Origin of the sequence: Pedococcus bigeumensis (assembly GCF_039531795.1) — a bacterium.
Taxonomy (GTDB): Bacteria; Actinomycetota; Actinomycetes; order Actinomycetales; family Dermatophilaceae; genus Pedococcus; species Pedococcus bigeumensis.
Genome location: NZ_BAAAQS010000005.1, coordinates 668,429 through 681,653, shown reverse-complemented (window position 1 = coordinate 681,653; position 13,225 = coordinate 668,429). Strand labels below are relative to the sequence as shown.

Here is a 13,225-nt window from a genome sequence, read left to right as displayed (position 1 = left end):
GCCTGTGTCGTCACTCGGCCCGTTCAGCTGGCCCGCACGAGGCGGTGGGCGCGCAGGGCCGGCAGGAGCCCGGTGAGCAGGCCGACGAGGACGGTCACCGTACCGGTGCGCAGGTAGACGTCCAGGGGTGGGTCGAACCGGGTCAGCTCGACCGCGTCGATGTGGTTGAGCAGGTCGGGATCGAGGCGGGCCAGCGCCAGGCTGGCCACCATCGAGAGGGCCCCCACCGCCACGGCGACGACCAGTCCCTCGACCAGGGCCGCCGCGAACAGGGTCGAGCGGGTGGCTCCCAGGGTGCGCAGGGTGACCAGCTCGGGCGTGCGCACCTCGACCATTGCCGTGCCCACGATGGCGACAGCGACGGCACCGAGCCCGAGGGCCACCCACGCGAACAGGGCGCCCTGCTCGCGCTGCTGGTGCAGGACGGGGGTGAGCTCGTCGTGAGAGTCGACCCGAAGGCCCTCGGCGAGGCGCAACCCCGCGGTGCGCGCGACATCCTCGGCCAGCCCGGCGGTGTCGGCGCACTCGGGGGCGGCGCAGCGCCAGTAGATCGAGGCGCTCTCGGGCGCGGCGCCCATGAGGTGGAGCAGGCTCCGGCTGGCCAGCACGTCGTTGACGAGCGCCTTGTTCGGCTCGACGGGTCCGCGGTGGGCCGGGACGTCGGGCACGACGAGCGGGCTCTGCGCCCCGCCGGCGTCGGTGCCGGCCTCCGGCGTGGGTGACTCCTCGCCCTCCGGCGCCGACGGCTCCTCGCCCCCCGGCGCGGCACTGCCTCCCTCGTCCGGCCCGGCGACCACCTCGCCCGAGCCGGCCGGTGGGGGTGCCACGCCGGACACCGTGACCGTGACCAGCGCCGTGGGAGACACCCCCAGGCGGTCCGCGAGCTGGCCGCTGACCAAGAGGCGGGGGAGGGCGTCCGCCCCGGCCACCTCGGCGAAGCCGGGCGCCCCGGCCATGGTGGCACTGACCTCGGTCCACGCCCCGTGGAAGGAGCTGATCGAGGCGACCGTCTCCGGACCGCCGACCGGCGCCGTGCGGGAGGTGAGTCCGGCACCGACGCTGGCCTGCAGCACCACCACGGCCGCGGGGTGCGCCACGACCTCGCGGTCGAGGGTCGCGTCCATCGTCGCCAGCTGGGCCAGCGTCGGTGGGGTCTCGAGGTCGGCCCGGTAGGTCTGTTCGTAACCGAAGACCGCCGCGCCGTAGGTGGCCACGGCCTGTTCGCTCGCCTCCGCCGCGAGCGAGGTGAACAGCTGGGTGCCGATGGCCCCGAGGAGGATCGCGCCCTTGACCAGGTTGCGGCGCCAGCTGCCCCGTACTTCCTGCGTCGCCAGGGTGACCGCGTGCCTCACGCGGTCGGACCCGCGACAGACTCCCCGGCGGACTCCCCGGCAGCGTCTCCGGTGCAGCCCACGCCAGAGTCTCCGACCGAGCCCTCGGCAGGACGCTCGCTCGGGCCCACGGCAGGACGGTCGGCCGGCCCTTTGGGGACGCTGTCCGGATCGGGGAGCAGGGGTAGCAGCTGTCCGTCCTGGAGGCGAAGCTGCCGGTCGCAGGCCGTCGCCACCACCGGGTCGTGGGTGACGACCACCAGGGCGGCCGCGCTGGTCGCCACTGCGTGGCGCAGGATCTCCAGGACCTTCGCGGCGGTGGTGTCGTCGAGGGCGCCGGTGGGCTCGTCGGCCAGGATCAGCGACGGACGCTTGACGAGGGCTCTGGCCAGGGCGACGCGTTGCTGCTCCCCGCCCGACAGGGTGCGTGGCCGGGCCCGGAGCCGGTGCGACAGCCCGACCAGGTCGAGGGCACGCTGGGCCTCGCGGCGGCGCGACCTGGCCGGCACCCCGGCGAGGGCCGCCGCGACCTCGACGTTGGCCGTCGCCGTGAGGTGGGGGAGCAGCCGGAACTCCTGGAACACGAACCCGATGTGCCGCGCCCGCAGGGCGGAGCAGGCCCGGTCGGACAGGCCCGCGACGTCGCGGCCGAGGAGTCGGTAGCGGCCGGCGTCGAACGGCTGGAACAGCCCCAGGGCTCGCAGCAGGGTGCTCTTGCCCGCCCCTGAGCGACCCATGACGGCGACCGTGGTCCACGGTGCGACCTGCAGGGTCGCGCCGGACAGGAGCTCGGTCGGGTCACCGCCGCGGGCGCGGAACGACTTGGACAGTCCCACGGCGTCGATGACGAGTCCGCCGTGCTGATGGTGGTGGTCGCTGTGGAGGCGGTGGTGGTCGCTGTCCGGGCGGTGGTGACGGAGGTCCTCGGCCGTCGTCATGGCGCCGCGAGGAAGTCGGAGGCCAACGGGAAGCGGAGCACCCGAGCGGCGGCGGGCAGGCCGCGCACCTCGACCCGCGACCCGTCGTGCTGACCGAGCCGGACCGAGGTCACCACGGGGCGGTCGCCGTCGACGACGACCACCCGCCCGCTGCCCGTCGTGCCCTGGACCGCGGTCACCGGAAGCGTGGGGACGTCCGTGCGCCGGCTCACGACGAAGGCGGTCGACGTGTGCAGCCCTTCCACCACGACGATGTCGGCGGGAACGGCGAGGACCAGGACCACGGACCCGTCCGCAGGATCGTACGTGCGCCGTTCGAACCGCACGGTGAACCCGGCGGGGCCGCCCACGATCCTGGACCGGGCGGTCTGCGGTGGACGCATCAGGTCGTACAGCGCCGCAGGGTCGGTGACGGTGGCCCGGATGACATAGCCCGGCGGGCGGATCCGCAGGACCGCCGCACCCTCGGTGGTCTGCGCACCCGAACCCGGCAGTGCCGTGACGCTCCCGCCGACCGGCGCCCGCACCGCGTGCCACCGTGGCGCACACGTCGCCGTGGCGGCCTCGAGCCCGGTGCCGGTCGCAGTGCCCGCGTCGGTGCCGGTGCCGGTCGAGGCCCCGGACGGCGCGGGCGCACCCCCGGTGTCGGCGGTGGCGCCGCTGCTCACCGCCGCCGCCGGGCCCGGCATGGCGCAGGTGCGGATCACCCCGACCGTTGCCCCCTTGCCCACCGTGCTGCCCCGCCCCAGGCCACGGGCCGGGGTGAACGTGCCGGACCAGGGCGACCGGACCACGCGTTCGGGGCGGCGCTCGACCACGCCGGCGACCTCCCGGGCCCGGTAGAGGTCGGCCTTCTCCACCACGACCGTCTCGGGAGGGCTGCTCGAGGCCCGCACCAGCGGCGACTTCTGGGGCGCAGGACCCGACGGTGCCGAGCACGCGACAACGCAGGCCGTGACGACCAGGACCGCGCAGAGGCGCACCACCACCGGCCGCACCACCTTGGGCCGCACCACGATCAGCCGCACCACCACCGGCCGCACCACCATCCACCGCGGACCCACCGGCGGCGGTCCTCCGCCAGGGCCGACCGCTAGCTGGAGTCGTCGCACTTGTTGGCCGTGACGAACTGCTGGGTCTTCTCGATGTTGCCCAGGACCAGCTCGTCGGCCATCTCCTGGGAGAACGACTCCCCACCCGGCATCAGCTTGCTCGACTGGAGGAGGCCCTTGCGGACCTCGGTCGTGTCCTCGGACGCCTTGACGGTGTCGATCGCCGTCAAGGCCCACGCGCAGAGGTTGTCGAACCCGACCTCGCCCTGCACCGCGGCGTCATCGATGACCACCTGGCCGACGTGCGGGGCGATGTCCTTCCACATCGCGTCCGGGCTGAGGTCGCGACCCTGCGGCCACAGCACCTGGTCGTGGTACTTGCGCAGCATGGGGAGCACCCGAGCGCGCTCCCCGGCGGCGGCCGTCGTGGGCGCGGTCGCGTCGGCGCTCTGCTTCTGCTCGACCGTGGTGGTGGCGTGTCCTGACTGGTCGCAGCCGCCGAGGGCCGCCAGGGCCATCAGCCCTGCCGTCACCGCCAGGGCCGCGCCCGTCCCACGCCCGGGCCGACCGCACTCACGCAAAGCTGTAGTTCCAGTACTGCGTGGACGAGAACGTCCCGGTGGTCGAGTAGCCGCGGTACTGCACGCGCAGGCAGGTCCCGGCCAGGAAGTCGGTGCCGAGGACCCGACGGCCCTCGGCGACGGTGATGTCGTACTTCGTGGCGCCGGTGCCGCCGCTGATGCTGCAGCTGGCCCAGCGCGCGTCGATCGCGATGCCGGAGACCACGTCCAGCCCGAAGTCGTCGTGGTCGTGGTGCTGGTAGTAGTACGTGCCGCCGAGCTTCCACTCGGTGATCGACCCGGTCGACGACGTCGACGTCTTGGTGTCCGCGCTGGCGCTGGCCGTCGCCGCGAACGCCAGCCCGCTCGCCACCAGTGTGGCGATCGCGGCGCGACGGATGGATGTCCCCATCTTTCCCCCTGTGCGTTCCTATGCCTATGTTGACAGTCAGTTCTATAGGGATACGCACAGAGGTGTCAAGGAAAGATGCCTGCGTTTGCCACCAGCCGCGTGTGCTCGCTCTGGTTTGGGGGTGACCTCAGTTCTGGGCAGGCATCTCCCGCCCGCGGACCGCCAGACCCAGCGGGTCGGGGCCGTGCATCGGCACCTCGCGCCAGCCGAGGTGCACGGTGCCGTCGGTGCGGGTCCGCAGGCGCAGCGTGTGCGGCGTCTCGACGATGCGCACGTCGGCGCTGAAGCAGCCGTGGTCGTCCCAACCGCCCGAGGCCACCACGGGCAGCTCCACGCCACCGACGGCGAACACCGACGGAGCCCACTCGCCGTCGCCCACGTCGAGGCGCACCTGGGTGTCGTGGCAGTCCAGGACCACCTCGTATGCCGTGCCGCCCTGCGTGAGGCTCATCGCGGCATATGCGGGGGGCACGGTGCTGTCCTCGGCCCGCACCCATCGTGCGGCCTCAGGTCCCGGACCCGACGAGGAGGGGGTCGGCACTTCCAGGGTCTCGAGGCGCTCCTCGAGGGCCGCATCCGCGAGCTCGTCGCCGACCTCGACCCCTACCCCGACACCAACCCCTACCCCGACACCAACCCCGACACCAACCCCGACACCAACCCCGACACCGACCTCGCCGTCCCCCTCGTCGTCCCGGCCGACCGCTGGGAGCAGGTGGTCCCAGACCAGGTCGAGGACGGCCTGCATGTCGAGGGTCTCGCTGGTGATCGCGATCGCCAGGTCCTGCTCCGGGAGCACGATGGCGAACTGGCCGTAGGCCCCGTCGCCGCGGTACCCGTGCCGGGCCATCCAGAACGAGCAGCCGTAGCCCTGCGTCCAGTCGGGGTTGGGGTCCGGTTCGCGGTTGGGCAGGCCGGTGGAGGTCGTGGCGGTGGTGACCCACTCGGGCGACAGCAGTGCCGACCCGCCCCACTGGCCCTGGTCGAGGTACACCTGGGCCAGGGCGAGGATGGCGTCGGTGCCCACGTGGATCCCCGAGAAGCCGAGCTCGCGCCCCGTGGCAGTGCGTTGCCACACCACGTCGGACCCACCCCTGGGGTCGAGCAGCGGCAGCACCCGCTCGCGCAGGAGCGAGAGGACCGACGAGCCGGTCGCCCCGCGGACCGCGCCGGCGGCGAGGTAGGTCGCGACCTGGTTGTAGGCCCATGCCGTGCCGGGCTCGTGCTCCTGTGGGGTGGCCAGGATCGCGGCCAGCACCGGGTCGGAGCCGTCGTCGCGCGAGGGCTCGTGGGACGCCTGCACGACAGGCGGACCGTAGCCCTCGGCGTCGTGGCCGGTGGTCATGGTCAGGCAGTGGCGAAGGGTCAGCCGCTGGTAGCGCTCCGGGACCTCGACCCCGGCCGGCAGGTCGCCGGGGGGCAGGAGCTCGAGGACGGGCTGGTCGAGCGAGAGCTGACCCTCGTCGACGAGCAGCCCCACCGCGGTGGCCGTGAACGACTTGCTCAGCGAGTAGACCAGCTGGACCCGCTCCGGGGCGTAGGGGGCCCACCACCCGCGGGCGATGACGTGGCCGTGCCGGGCGACGACCAGGCTGTGCGGGTCGTGACCGCCCGACTCGAGGGCGTCGACGAGGGCGAGGATGCCGAGGGCATCGACGCCCTGGGCGGAGGGCGTGCTGGTGGGCAGCGGCATCGGGCCAGTCTCCCCGCAGGGGCGCCTTCGTGCCACCAGCGCCACGGGTTGCGGGGTGGGTCAGTGGGGGAAGGACGTCTCCGCGGGGCGCTCGAGCTCGTCGCGGTGGGCGCGGATCAGGTCGAGGTTGCGGTCGCGCAGGTGGTCGAAGCCCTGGCTGATGTTGGAGCCGGGGGTGAGCGAGGAGAGGGCGGTGGCCGGGTCGAGCACCGCTGACACCCATCCCTCGTGGGACGCCGCCTTGGCCACGATGTGCGCGGTGGGCGTGACGATGTGGGAGTTGCCGAAGTAGAGCACCCCGGCCGGGTCGGTCCCCGTGGCGTTGGCCCCCACGACGAACACGTGGTTGTCGTAGGCCCGCGCCCGCGAGGTCAGCTCCCAGATGTCGGCCGACCGCAGCAGCGCGCTCGGACGGCAGATCACCTCGGCCCCCTGCACGGCCTGGATGCGGGTGAGCTCCGGGTAGTCGCCGTCGAAGCAGATGATCATGCCGATCCGCCCGAGGTCGGTGTCGCACACGGTGACGGTGTTGCCGGGCGTGACCCAGCCGCCTCCGTCGACGTGCTCGGTGCAGAACGGGTGGGTCTTGCGGTAGACGCCGAGCACCTCGCCGTCGCGGCCGACCAGCACCGAGGAGTTGTAGACGACGCCGCGCTCGGGGCCACGCTCGTAGGTGCCCAGCACGGCATACACCCCGAGGTCCTTCGCGACCTGTTGCACGGGTTCGGTGACGGGCCCGGGGATCTCGGACACGAGGTCCCACAGCTCCTCGACCGGGCAGTCGGGGGTGAACCCCGTCGTGGCCGACTCGGGGAGCACGACCAGCTCGGCACCGGTCGCGTCGACACAGCGCCGGGTGAAGTCGACGCACTTGTCGAGGTTCTTGCGCACCGACTCAGGGGACAGGGGCCCCGGCACGGGCGCGAGCTGGATGGCAGCAGCGGTGAATGCGCGCATCATCGTCCTCCGATCAGCCATCCCACGATAACCCCGGCGAGCGCGACGGCCCCGCCGGTCAGGACGCCCCAGCCGAAGTCACGCGGCCCGCCACGGCCGGCCGTCGACGTGCCGACGGCCTCGAGCGGCCGCGGTCCCGCAGGCACCTCCACCGGCTTGGCCTTCTTCTCCTTGCGCACCCCGGCGATGTCGTCATCGACCGCCACGAAGAACTGCCCGGCCATCTTCCGGGTCACGCCCGAGAGCATCCGCTGGCCGACGCCACCGATCATGCCGCCGACCGCCGCGTCGGCGTCGTAGGACAGCTCGGTCCCTCCCACGGCCGACACGGCCAGGCGGACGACCACGTCGGCGTCCACGGTGCCGGGTCCTCCAGCACCCTGCGCCTTCATCGTGAACTGCTCCGGGTGCCTGGGGTCGATCAGGGCGACCTTGCCGTCGTAGGTGCCCTTGATCGCGGCCACCCCGGCGGTCACCGTCATGGCGTACTCGTCCGGCCCGACCTGGGTGAGCGACTCGCAGCCAGGGAGGCAACGGGCGAGCACCTCGGGGTCGTGGAAGGCGTCCCACACCTGCTGCGGGGTCGCCTTCAGCGCTGCGGTGCCGGAGATCTTCATGGTGCCTCCCGGGAGGGCGTGGACGGTGCGGAAGGAGCGGGTGCGGATGGAGCGGGTGCGGACGGTCTGGACTCGACCGGTGCCGACGACGACGAGGCAGGTGCGACCGGTGCCGACGCCCTGGCCGGGGTATGCCGGGTGCGTGCCAGCGAGGGGATCTCGCCACGGGCGTGGCGCCGGCGCAGCTCCCAGAGCTCGACCGGCGAGATCGGCATGGAGGTGATCGCGAACCCCTCGGCATCGGAGATCGCCGACGCGATGACCGCGCTGACCGGGATGCAGCCGGCCTCGCCGGCGCCCTTGATCCCCAACGGGTTCAGCGGTGACGGCGTCTCGAGGTGGTCGGTCTCGATGTGGGGGACCTCCGAGGCGTAGGGCATCAGGAAGTCCATGAAGCTGGCGTTGAGCAGCTGGCCGGAGTCGTCGTAGGCCATCCGCTCGTAGAGCGCCCCGCCGACGCCCTGGGCCACGCCTCCGTGCACCTGGCCCTCGACGATCATCGGGTTGATCATGGTGCCGCAGTCGTGGATCACGCAGTAGCGCAGGATCTTCACCTCGGCGGTGACGGGGTCGGTCTCGACGATCGCCGCGTGCATGCCGTTGGCGAAGGTCGCCTGGGTGGGGGAGTAGAAGTCCTTGCCCTCGAGCCCGGGCTCGTCGTCGTCGGCGACCGGGGGCTTGGACGGGTCGGCGTTGCCGGCGAACTGGGTGGCTGCCTTGGCTGCCTCGTCGAACGCGTAGCGCAGTGGGTTGGACATCACCGAGACCGTGCCGAGCGACATGTGGGTGTCGGGGGCGCCCTTCACCCGGATGTCGCCGTCGACGATCTCGAGGTCCTCGGCCGACACCTCGAGCGCGTCGGCCGCGATCCGCAGGGCCTTGGCGCGCACGTTGCGGGCGGCCAGGGCGATCGCGTTGCCGCTCATGACTGCCGCCCGCGAGGCGAACGTGCCCACGGCATACGGCATCCGGCGGGTGTCGCCGGTGGTCACGAAGACGTCCTCGATCGACACCCCGAGCTCCTGCGCCACGATCTGCGCGAACGACGTCTCGTGACCCTGTCCCTGTGAGGTGAGGCCGGTCGAGACGTTGACCCGGCCGCTGGTCTCGATCTGGATGTGGCCGCCCTCGTAGGGGCCGACGCCGGTGCCCTCGACGTAGCAGCCGATCCCGAGGCCGACCTTCCGCCCTTCGGCTTCGGCCTGCTCGCGGTAGGCGGCGAAGTCGTCCCAGCCGACCAAGGCCTTGAGCTTGGCGAGGCTGGCCGGGAAGTCGCCGGAGTCGTACCTCAGCGGGCGCCCGTCCTGGAACAGCAGCCCGTGGTCGTAGGGCATCTCGCTCGGGAGGATGAAGTTGCGCGAGCGGACCTCGGCACGGTCGAGGCCGAGGCGGTCGGCGATCGCGTCCATGGTGCGCTCCATGGCGAAGCACCCCTGCGGCCGCCCCGCACCGCGGTACGGCGTGACGAGGACGGTGTTGGTGTAGAGCGACCAGAACTCGCAGCGGTAGGCGCCGGGCTTGTACGGCCCCAGCAGCTGGGTCGACGTGATGATCGGGACGATGATGCCGTAGGGCGTGTAGGCGCCGTTGTCGTGCCAGAACTTCACGTCGAGCCCCAGCACACGACCCTCGTCGTCGAAGCCGACCCGGACCTGCTGGAGCTGTCCGCGCTCGTGCGCGCTCGAGACGAAGTGCTCACGCCGGTCCTCGGTCCACTTCACCTCCTGGTTGAGAAGCCTTGCGGCCCAAGGGATCAGGACCTCCTCCGGCCAGGGGTGGTTGATCTTGACCCCGAAACCGCCACCCACGTCTGGAGCGATGCACTCGACCTTCGCCAGGGGCAGGTCGAGCTTGGCCGCGACCGCTGCCCGCACCCCGGTCGAGGTCTGGGTCGAGGAGAAGATCCGCAGCTCGCCCTTGTCGGAGTCCCAGCGCGCCAGCACCCCCTTGCCCTCCATCGGCATGCAGGCGCTGCGCTCGATGTCGAGGTCGAGCTCGAGGGTGTGCGGTGCCGCGGCGATGGCGGCGTCGACGTCGCCGACCTCCTGGAGCATCCGGCAGGCGACGTTGCCCGGCACGTCGTCGTGGACCAGCGCCGCCCCGTCACGGGCGTTCGCGATGCCGACGACCGGGGTCAGCAGCTCGAAGTCGACCCTGATCCGCTGGCAGACGTCCTCGGCGACGTAGCGGTCGCGGGCCACGACCATGACGATGGCTTCGCCCACGTAGTTGACCTCGTCGCGGGCCAGCGCGTACTGGGTGCGGCCGTGGGTGAGGGTCGGGTGGGGGATGAGCAGCGGGAGGGGCTCGCCGACGCGGCCGGGGAGGTCCTCGTGGGTCCAGATGCCGACCAGCCCGTCGACGTCGAGCGCGTCGTCCACGTCGATGTCGACGATGCGGGCGTGGGCGTGCGGGCTGCGGACGAACGCCGCCGCCAGGGCGGTGTGGCCGAGGTCGTCGAGGTAGCGCCCGCCGCCGGTCACCAGCCGGGGGTCCTCGCGTCGCCGGACCGGCGCCCCGAACATCTGGGTGGTCATGGCCTCGCCTCGCCTGCGCGCTCGGCGCGGAGCTCCGCGGCGCGGAGCACCGACTTCACGATGTTCTGGTAGCCGGTGCAGCGACAGAGGTTGCCCGAGATCGCCTCGCGCGCCTCGTCGGCGGTGGGGTGCGGGTGGTCCTCGAGGTAGGCCGTGATGGTGGTGAGGAAGCCCGGGGTGCAGAACCCGCACTGGAGTCCATGGCACTCGATGAACGCCTGCTGCACCGGACCCATCGAGTCGATCGCGCCGAGCCCCTCGACGGTGGTCACCTCGTGGGCCTGGGCGGTCACGGCGAACATCAGGCACGACCGCATCGGCTGGCCGTCGACCAGCACCGTGCACGCTCCGCACACCCCGTGCTCGCACCCCACGTGGGTGCCGGTCAGCCGCAGGTCGTGGCGCAGGAAGTCGGACAGCAGCCGGCGCGCGGGAGCCTTGGCGTGACGCGGCACGCCGTTGACCACCACCGTGAGGTCGAGCAGCTCCTCGGTCGTGGCGTCGACGCTGGGCTCGGTCATGCGGCGGGTCCTTCGCTCTCGGACGGAAGGTGTTGCAGGGCAACGGATCGAGCAGCAGCCGACGCAAGGGTGAGCCGCGAGAGCTCCGCCGCGAGCATGGCGCGGTAGGCCGCAGTGGCGTGGATGTCACCGTCGGGCTCGATGGCCCCGTCGACGAGGTCGGCCGCCGAGGACCAGTCGACGGCCTCGGGCTCCTGGCCGACGAAGGCGGGGGTGACGTCGAGGGTCAGGGGCACGTCCGTGACGGACACGAAGGACAGCCGCGCGTCCGCGACGACGCCGTCCTCGACCCGCACGGCCGCAGCCACCCCGGCCATGGCGTAGTCGCCGTGGCGACGGGCTCGCTCCATGAAGGCCGTGCCCGTGCCGGCCGCGAAGCGGCGGAACCGCACACCCACCACCAGCTCGTCGGCGGCCAGGGAGGTCTCCAGCGCCCCCTCGAAGAAGTCGGCGACCGCGATCTCCCGTGGGCCTGCCGCCGACACCGCCTCGACGACGCCCTCGGTGAGGGCGAGCACGGCGGGCATCTCGCCGGCGGCGTCGGCGTGCGCGATCGAGCCGACGGTGGTGCCGCGGTTGCGGATCACGGGATGGGCGACGTTGACGAGGGCTTGGCGCAGCAGCGGCAACGCGGCATACGCCTCGGCGTGGTGCTCGAGCTGCGCGTGGCGCACGAGCGCACCGATCCGCACCTCGGTGTCGCTCACGACGACGTCGGCGAGCCCTGCGACGAGGTTGATGTCGACGAGGTGGGCCGGCGAGGCGAGCCGCATGTTGAGGATGGGGATCAGGCTCTGGCCGCCCGCGAGCACCTTGCCGTCGTGGCCGACCCGCGCCAGCACGGACACCGCCTCCGCGACGGAGCGCGGTGCGTGGTGCACGAAGGGGGCTGGCTTCACGGACTGATCCTGCCGTCTGGAGTCGATGGGCGAAAGGTCGTGGTGCGGTGTCGGGTCGAAACGGGTGTGGGCCCCCGACCTCGATCGGGGGCCCACGGGTCGTCGGGAGGGGTCAGCGTCGCTCGTCGCCCTGGTAGAGGTCGTCGATCCCGTCGCTGTCGCCGTAGGTCTCGGTGCCGCCGACGGTGAGCACGGTGCCACCGGGGACACCCGCCGCTGCGGCCCGGTCACGCAGCTCGCGGGGGGCGAGCGCCTTGGCGAGGTGGTAGGCCGCGATGGCCACGATCGTGCCCAGCGCGATCCCGGTGAGCGAGAAGCTGTCGGAGAACTTCAGCGTCACGTTGCCGATGCCGATGACGATGCCGGCTGCGACCGGCACGAGGTTGATCGGGTTGGCGAAGTCGACGCCGTTCTCCTTCCAGATCTTGGCGCCGAGCAGCCCGATCATGCCGTAGAGCACGACCGTGATCCCGCCGAGGACGCCGCCCGGGGTGGACGCGACGAGCGCGCCGAACTTCGGCGACAGCCCGAACAGGATCGCGACGAAGGCGGCGACGAAGTAGGCCGCGGTCGAGTAGACCCTGGTCGCCGCCATCACCCCGATGTTCTCGGCGTAGGTCGTCGTGGGCGACCCACCGACGGCAGAGGCGAGGACGGTGCCGACACCGTCGGCCGCGATGGCCCGACCCATGACCGGGTCGAGGTCGGTCTTGGTCATCTCGGCGACCGCCTTGACGTGTCCGGTGTTCTCGGCGATGAGGGCGATGACGGCGGGGATCACGAGCAGGATGGCCGCCATCGAGAACGACGGGGCGTGCCAGCCCACGATCTCCTTGCCGGCGACGATCTCGGTGTGCGGCGGGAAGCCGAACCAGGCGGCGTCCTTGACGCCCTGGAAGTTGGTGCGGAAGTGGGTCGTGATCTTGCCGGCGCCCGCGTCGTAGGCGGTGATCTGCCCGAAGGCCTTGTCGAACAGCCAGGACAGGACGTAGCCGAAGATCAGCGCGAGGAAGATGGCGATGCGTCCGACGAAGCCCTTGAACGCCACGGCGCAGATGATGACGAAGGTCATGACCAGCAGGGCGACCCACTGGTCCTGGGGCCAGTAGATGTTGGCCACCACGGGGGCGAGGTTGAAGCCGATCAGCATGACCACCGCGCCGGTGACCACGGGCGGCAGCACCGTGTGCAGCACCGCCGAGCCGAGGAAGTGGATGAGCAGCCCGACCAGCGCCAGCACGACACCGGCGACGAGGATGGCGCCGGTGACCGTGGCGGAGGTCGCGCCTTCCTGGGCCCGGATCGCCACGACCGCACCGACGAACGACGCCGAGGTGCCCAGGTAGCTGGGGACCCTGCCCTGGACGATCAGCAGGAAGGCGATCGTCGCGATACCGCTCATCATGATCGCGAGCTGGGCGTTGAGGCCCATGATCAGCGGGAAGACGAAGGTCGCCCCGAACATGGCGACGACGTGCTGCGCCCCCAGCCCGACGGTCTTGCCCCACCCGAGGCGCTCGTCCGGGGCGACGACGTCGTCCGGTCCGGAGAGGTTGCCGTCTCCGTGCAGTTTCCAACCCAGGCCCAGTGACATGCGGACTCCTTCTCCACGGCGTGGCCACCCAGCCGGCGTGGCCCACGGTCCCTTCCGGGATAGGCGAAAACTAGCGGCCCCACCGCCCGCTGCATTGGGCAATTGTTGATATCG

The 13,225-nt window shown here is 72.0% G+C and carries 12 protein-coding genes; all 12 read right to left on the bottom strand.

Annotation, left to right across the window (positions count from 1 at the left end; translation table 11 throughout):
• Positions 1–23: 23 nt before the first annotated feature.
• The 12 genes from ABD262_RS18830 to ABD262_RS18775 all read right to left on the bottom strand — a co-directional run bounded on the left by ABD262_RS18830 (position 24) and on the right by ABD262_RS18775 (position 13,111).
• Positions 24–1,352 carry an FtsX-like permease family protein gene (locus ABD262_RS18830; RefSeq protein ID WP_344139565.1) on the bottom strand — a complete coding sequence of 443 codons (1,329 nt, stop codon included), beginning with the start codon at positions 1,350–1,352 and terminating at the stop codon, positions 24–26.
• On the bottom strand, positions 1,349–2,269 hold the full coding sequence (locus ABD262_RS18825; RefSeq protein WP_344139562.1) for an ABC transporter ATP-binding protein: 921 nt from the start codon (positions 2,267–2,269) through the stop codon (positions 1,349–1,351). Before ABD262_RS18825 ends, ABD262_RS18830 begins: the two co-directional genes overlap by 4 nt.
• Positions 2,266–3,333 carry an efflux RND transporter periplasmic adaptor subunit gene (locus ABD262_RS18820; protein WP_344139560.1) on the bottom strand — a complete coding sequence of 356 codons (1,068 nt, stop codon included), beginning with the start codon at positions 3,331–3,333 and terminating at the stop codon, positions 2,266–2,268. The genes ABD262_RS18825 and ABD262_RS18820 overlap by 4 nt, the downstream gene beginning before the upstream one ends.
• A gap of 29 nt (positions 3,334–3,362) precedes the next feature.
• The gene (locus ABD262_RS18815) at positions 3,363–3,839 is read right to left on the bottom strand and encodes a hypothetical protein (RefSeq protein ID WP_344139557.1); all 477 of its coding nucleotides are present in this window, start codon (positions 3,837–3,839) and stop codon (positions 3,363–3,365) included.
• Between the two features lie 55 nt (positions 3,840–3,894).
• A complete protein-coding gene (locus tag ABD262_RS18810) occupies positions 3,895–4,293 on the bottom strand; it encodes a hypothetical protein (RefSeq protein WP_344139554.1) in 399 nt (132 codons plus the stop codon).
• Positions 4,294–4,420: 127 nt separating this feature from the next.
• Positions 4,421–5,986 (bottom strand): serine hydrolase domain-containing protein, encoded by a 1,566-nt coding sequence (locus ABD262_RS18805; RefSeq protein ID WP_344139551.1) that lies wholly within the window; start codon positions 5,984–5,986, stop codon positions 4,421–4,423.
• Between the two features lie 60 nt (positions 5,987–6,046).
• Complete coding sequence (locus ABD262_RS18800) at positions 6,047–6,943, bottom strand: carbon-nitrogen hydrolase family protein (RefSeq protein WP_344139548.1); 897 nt, start codon at positions 6,941–6,943, stop codon at positions 6,047–6,049.
• Positions 6,943–7,560 (bottom strand): SRPBCC family protein, encoded by a 618-nt coding sequence (locus tag ABD262_RS18795; protein ID WP_344139545.1) that lies wholly within the window; start codon positions 7,558–7,560, stop codon positions 6,943–6,945. Before ABD262_RS18795 ends, ABD262_RS18800 begins: the two co-directional genes overlap by 1 nt.
• Entirely contained in the window at positions 7,557–10,097 is a 2,541-nt protein-coding gene (gene cutA / locus ABD262_RS18790) for an aerobic carbon-monoxide dehydrogenase large subunit (protein WP_344139540.1), read from the bottom strand. The genes ABD262_RS18795 and cutA overlap by 4 nt, the downstream gene beginning before the upstream one ends.
• The gene (locus ABD262_RS18785) at positions 10,094–10,618 is read right to left on the bottom strand and encodes a (2Fe-2S)-binding protein (RefSeq protein WP_344139537.1); all 525 of its coding nucleotides are present in this window, start codon (positions 10,616–10,618) and stop codon (positions 10,094–10,096) included. The genes cutA and ABD262_RS18785 overlap by 4 nt, the downstream gene beginning before the upstream one ends.
• Positions 10,615–11,517 carry an FAD binding domain-containing protein gene (locus tag ABD262_RS18780; RefSeq protein ID WP_344139534.1) on the bottom strand — a complete coding sequence of 301 codons (903 nt, stop codon included), beginning with the start codon at positions 11,515–11,517 and terminating at the stop codon, positions 10,615–10,617. Before ABD262_RS18780 ends, ABD262_RS18785 begins: the two co-directional genes overlap by 4 nt.
• A 112-nt stretch (positions 11,518–11,629) precedes the next feature.
• Complete coding sequence (locus ABD262_RS18775; protein WP_344139530.1) at positions 11,630–13,111, bottom strand: uracil-xanthine permease family protein; 1,482 nt, start codon at positions 13,109–13,111, stop codon at positions 11,630–11,632.
• Positions 13,112–13,225: the final 114 nt, after the last annotated feature.

Excerpts from the sequence above, each read along its gene's own strand:
- ABD262_RS18825 (WP_344139562.1), bottom strand. The coding sequence starts at position 2,269 with ATGACGACGGCCGAGGACCTCCGTCACCACCGCCCGGACAGCGACCAC.
- ABD262_RS18815 (WP_344139557.1), bottom strand. The coding sequence starts at position 3,839 with ATGGCCCTGGCGGCCCTCGGCGGCTGCGACCAGTCAGGACACGCCACC.
- ABD262_RS18810 (WP_344139554.1), bottom strand. The coding sequence starts at position 4,293 with ATGGGGACATCCATCCGTCGCGCCGCGATCGCCACACTGGTGGCGAGC.
- ABD262_RS18805 (WP_344139551.1), bottom strand. The coding sequence starts at position 5,986 with ATGCCGCTGCCCACCAGCACGCCCTCCGCCCAGGGCGTCGATGCCCTC.
- ABD262_RS18800 (WP_344139548.1), bottom strand. The coding sequence starts at position 6,943 with ATGCGCGCATTCACCGCTGCTGCCATCCAGCTCGCGCCCGTGCCGGGG.
- ABD262_RS18795 (WP_344139545.1), bottom strand. The coding sequence starts at position 7,560 with ATGAAGATCTCCGGCACCGCAGCGCTGAAGGCGACCCCGCAGCAGGTG.
- cutA (WP_344139540.1), bottom strand. The coding sequence starts at position 10,097 with ATGACCACCCAGATGTTCGGGGCGCCGGTCCGGCGACGCGAGGACCCC.
- ABD262_RS18785 (WP_344139537.1), bottom strand. The coding sequence starts at position 10,618 with ATGACCGAGCCCAGCGTCGACGCCACGACCGAGGAGCTGCTCGACCTC.
- ABD262_RS18775 (WP_344139530.1), bottom strand. The coding sequence starts at position 13,111 with ATGTCACTGGGCCTGGGTTGGAAACTGCACGGAGACGGCAACCTCTCC.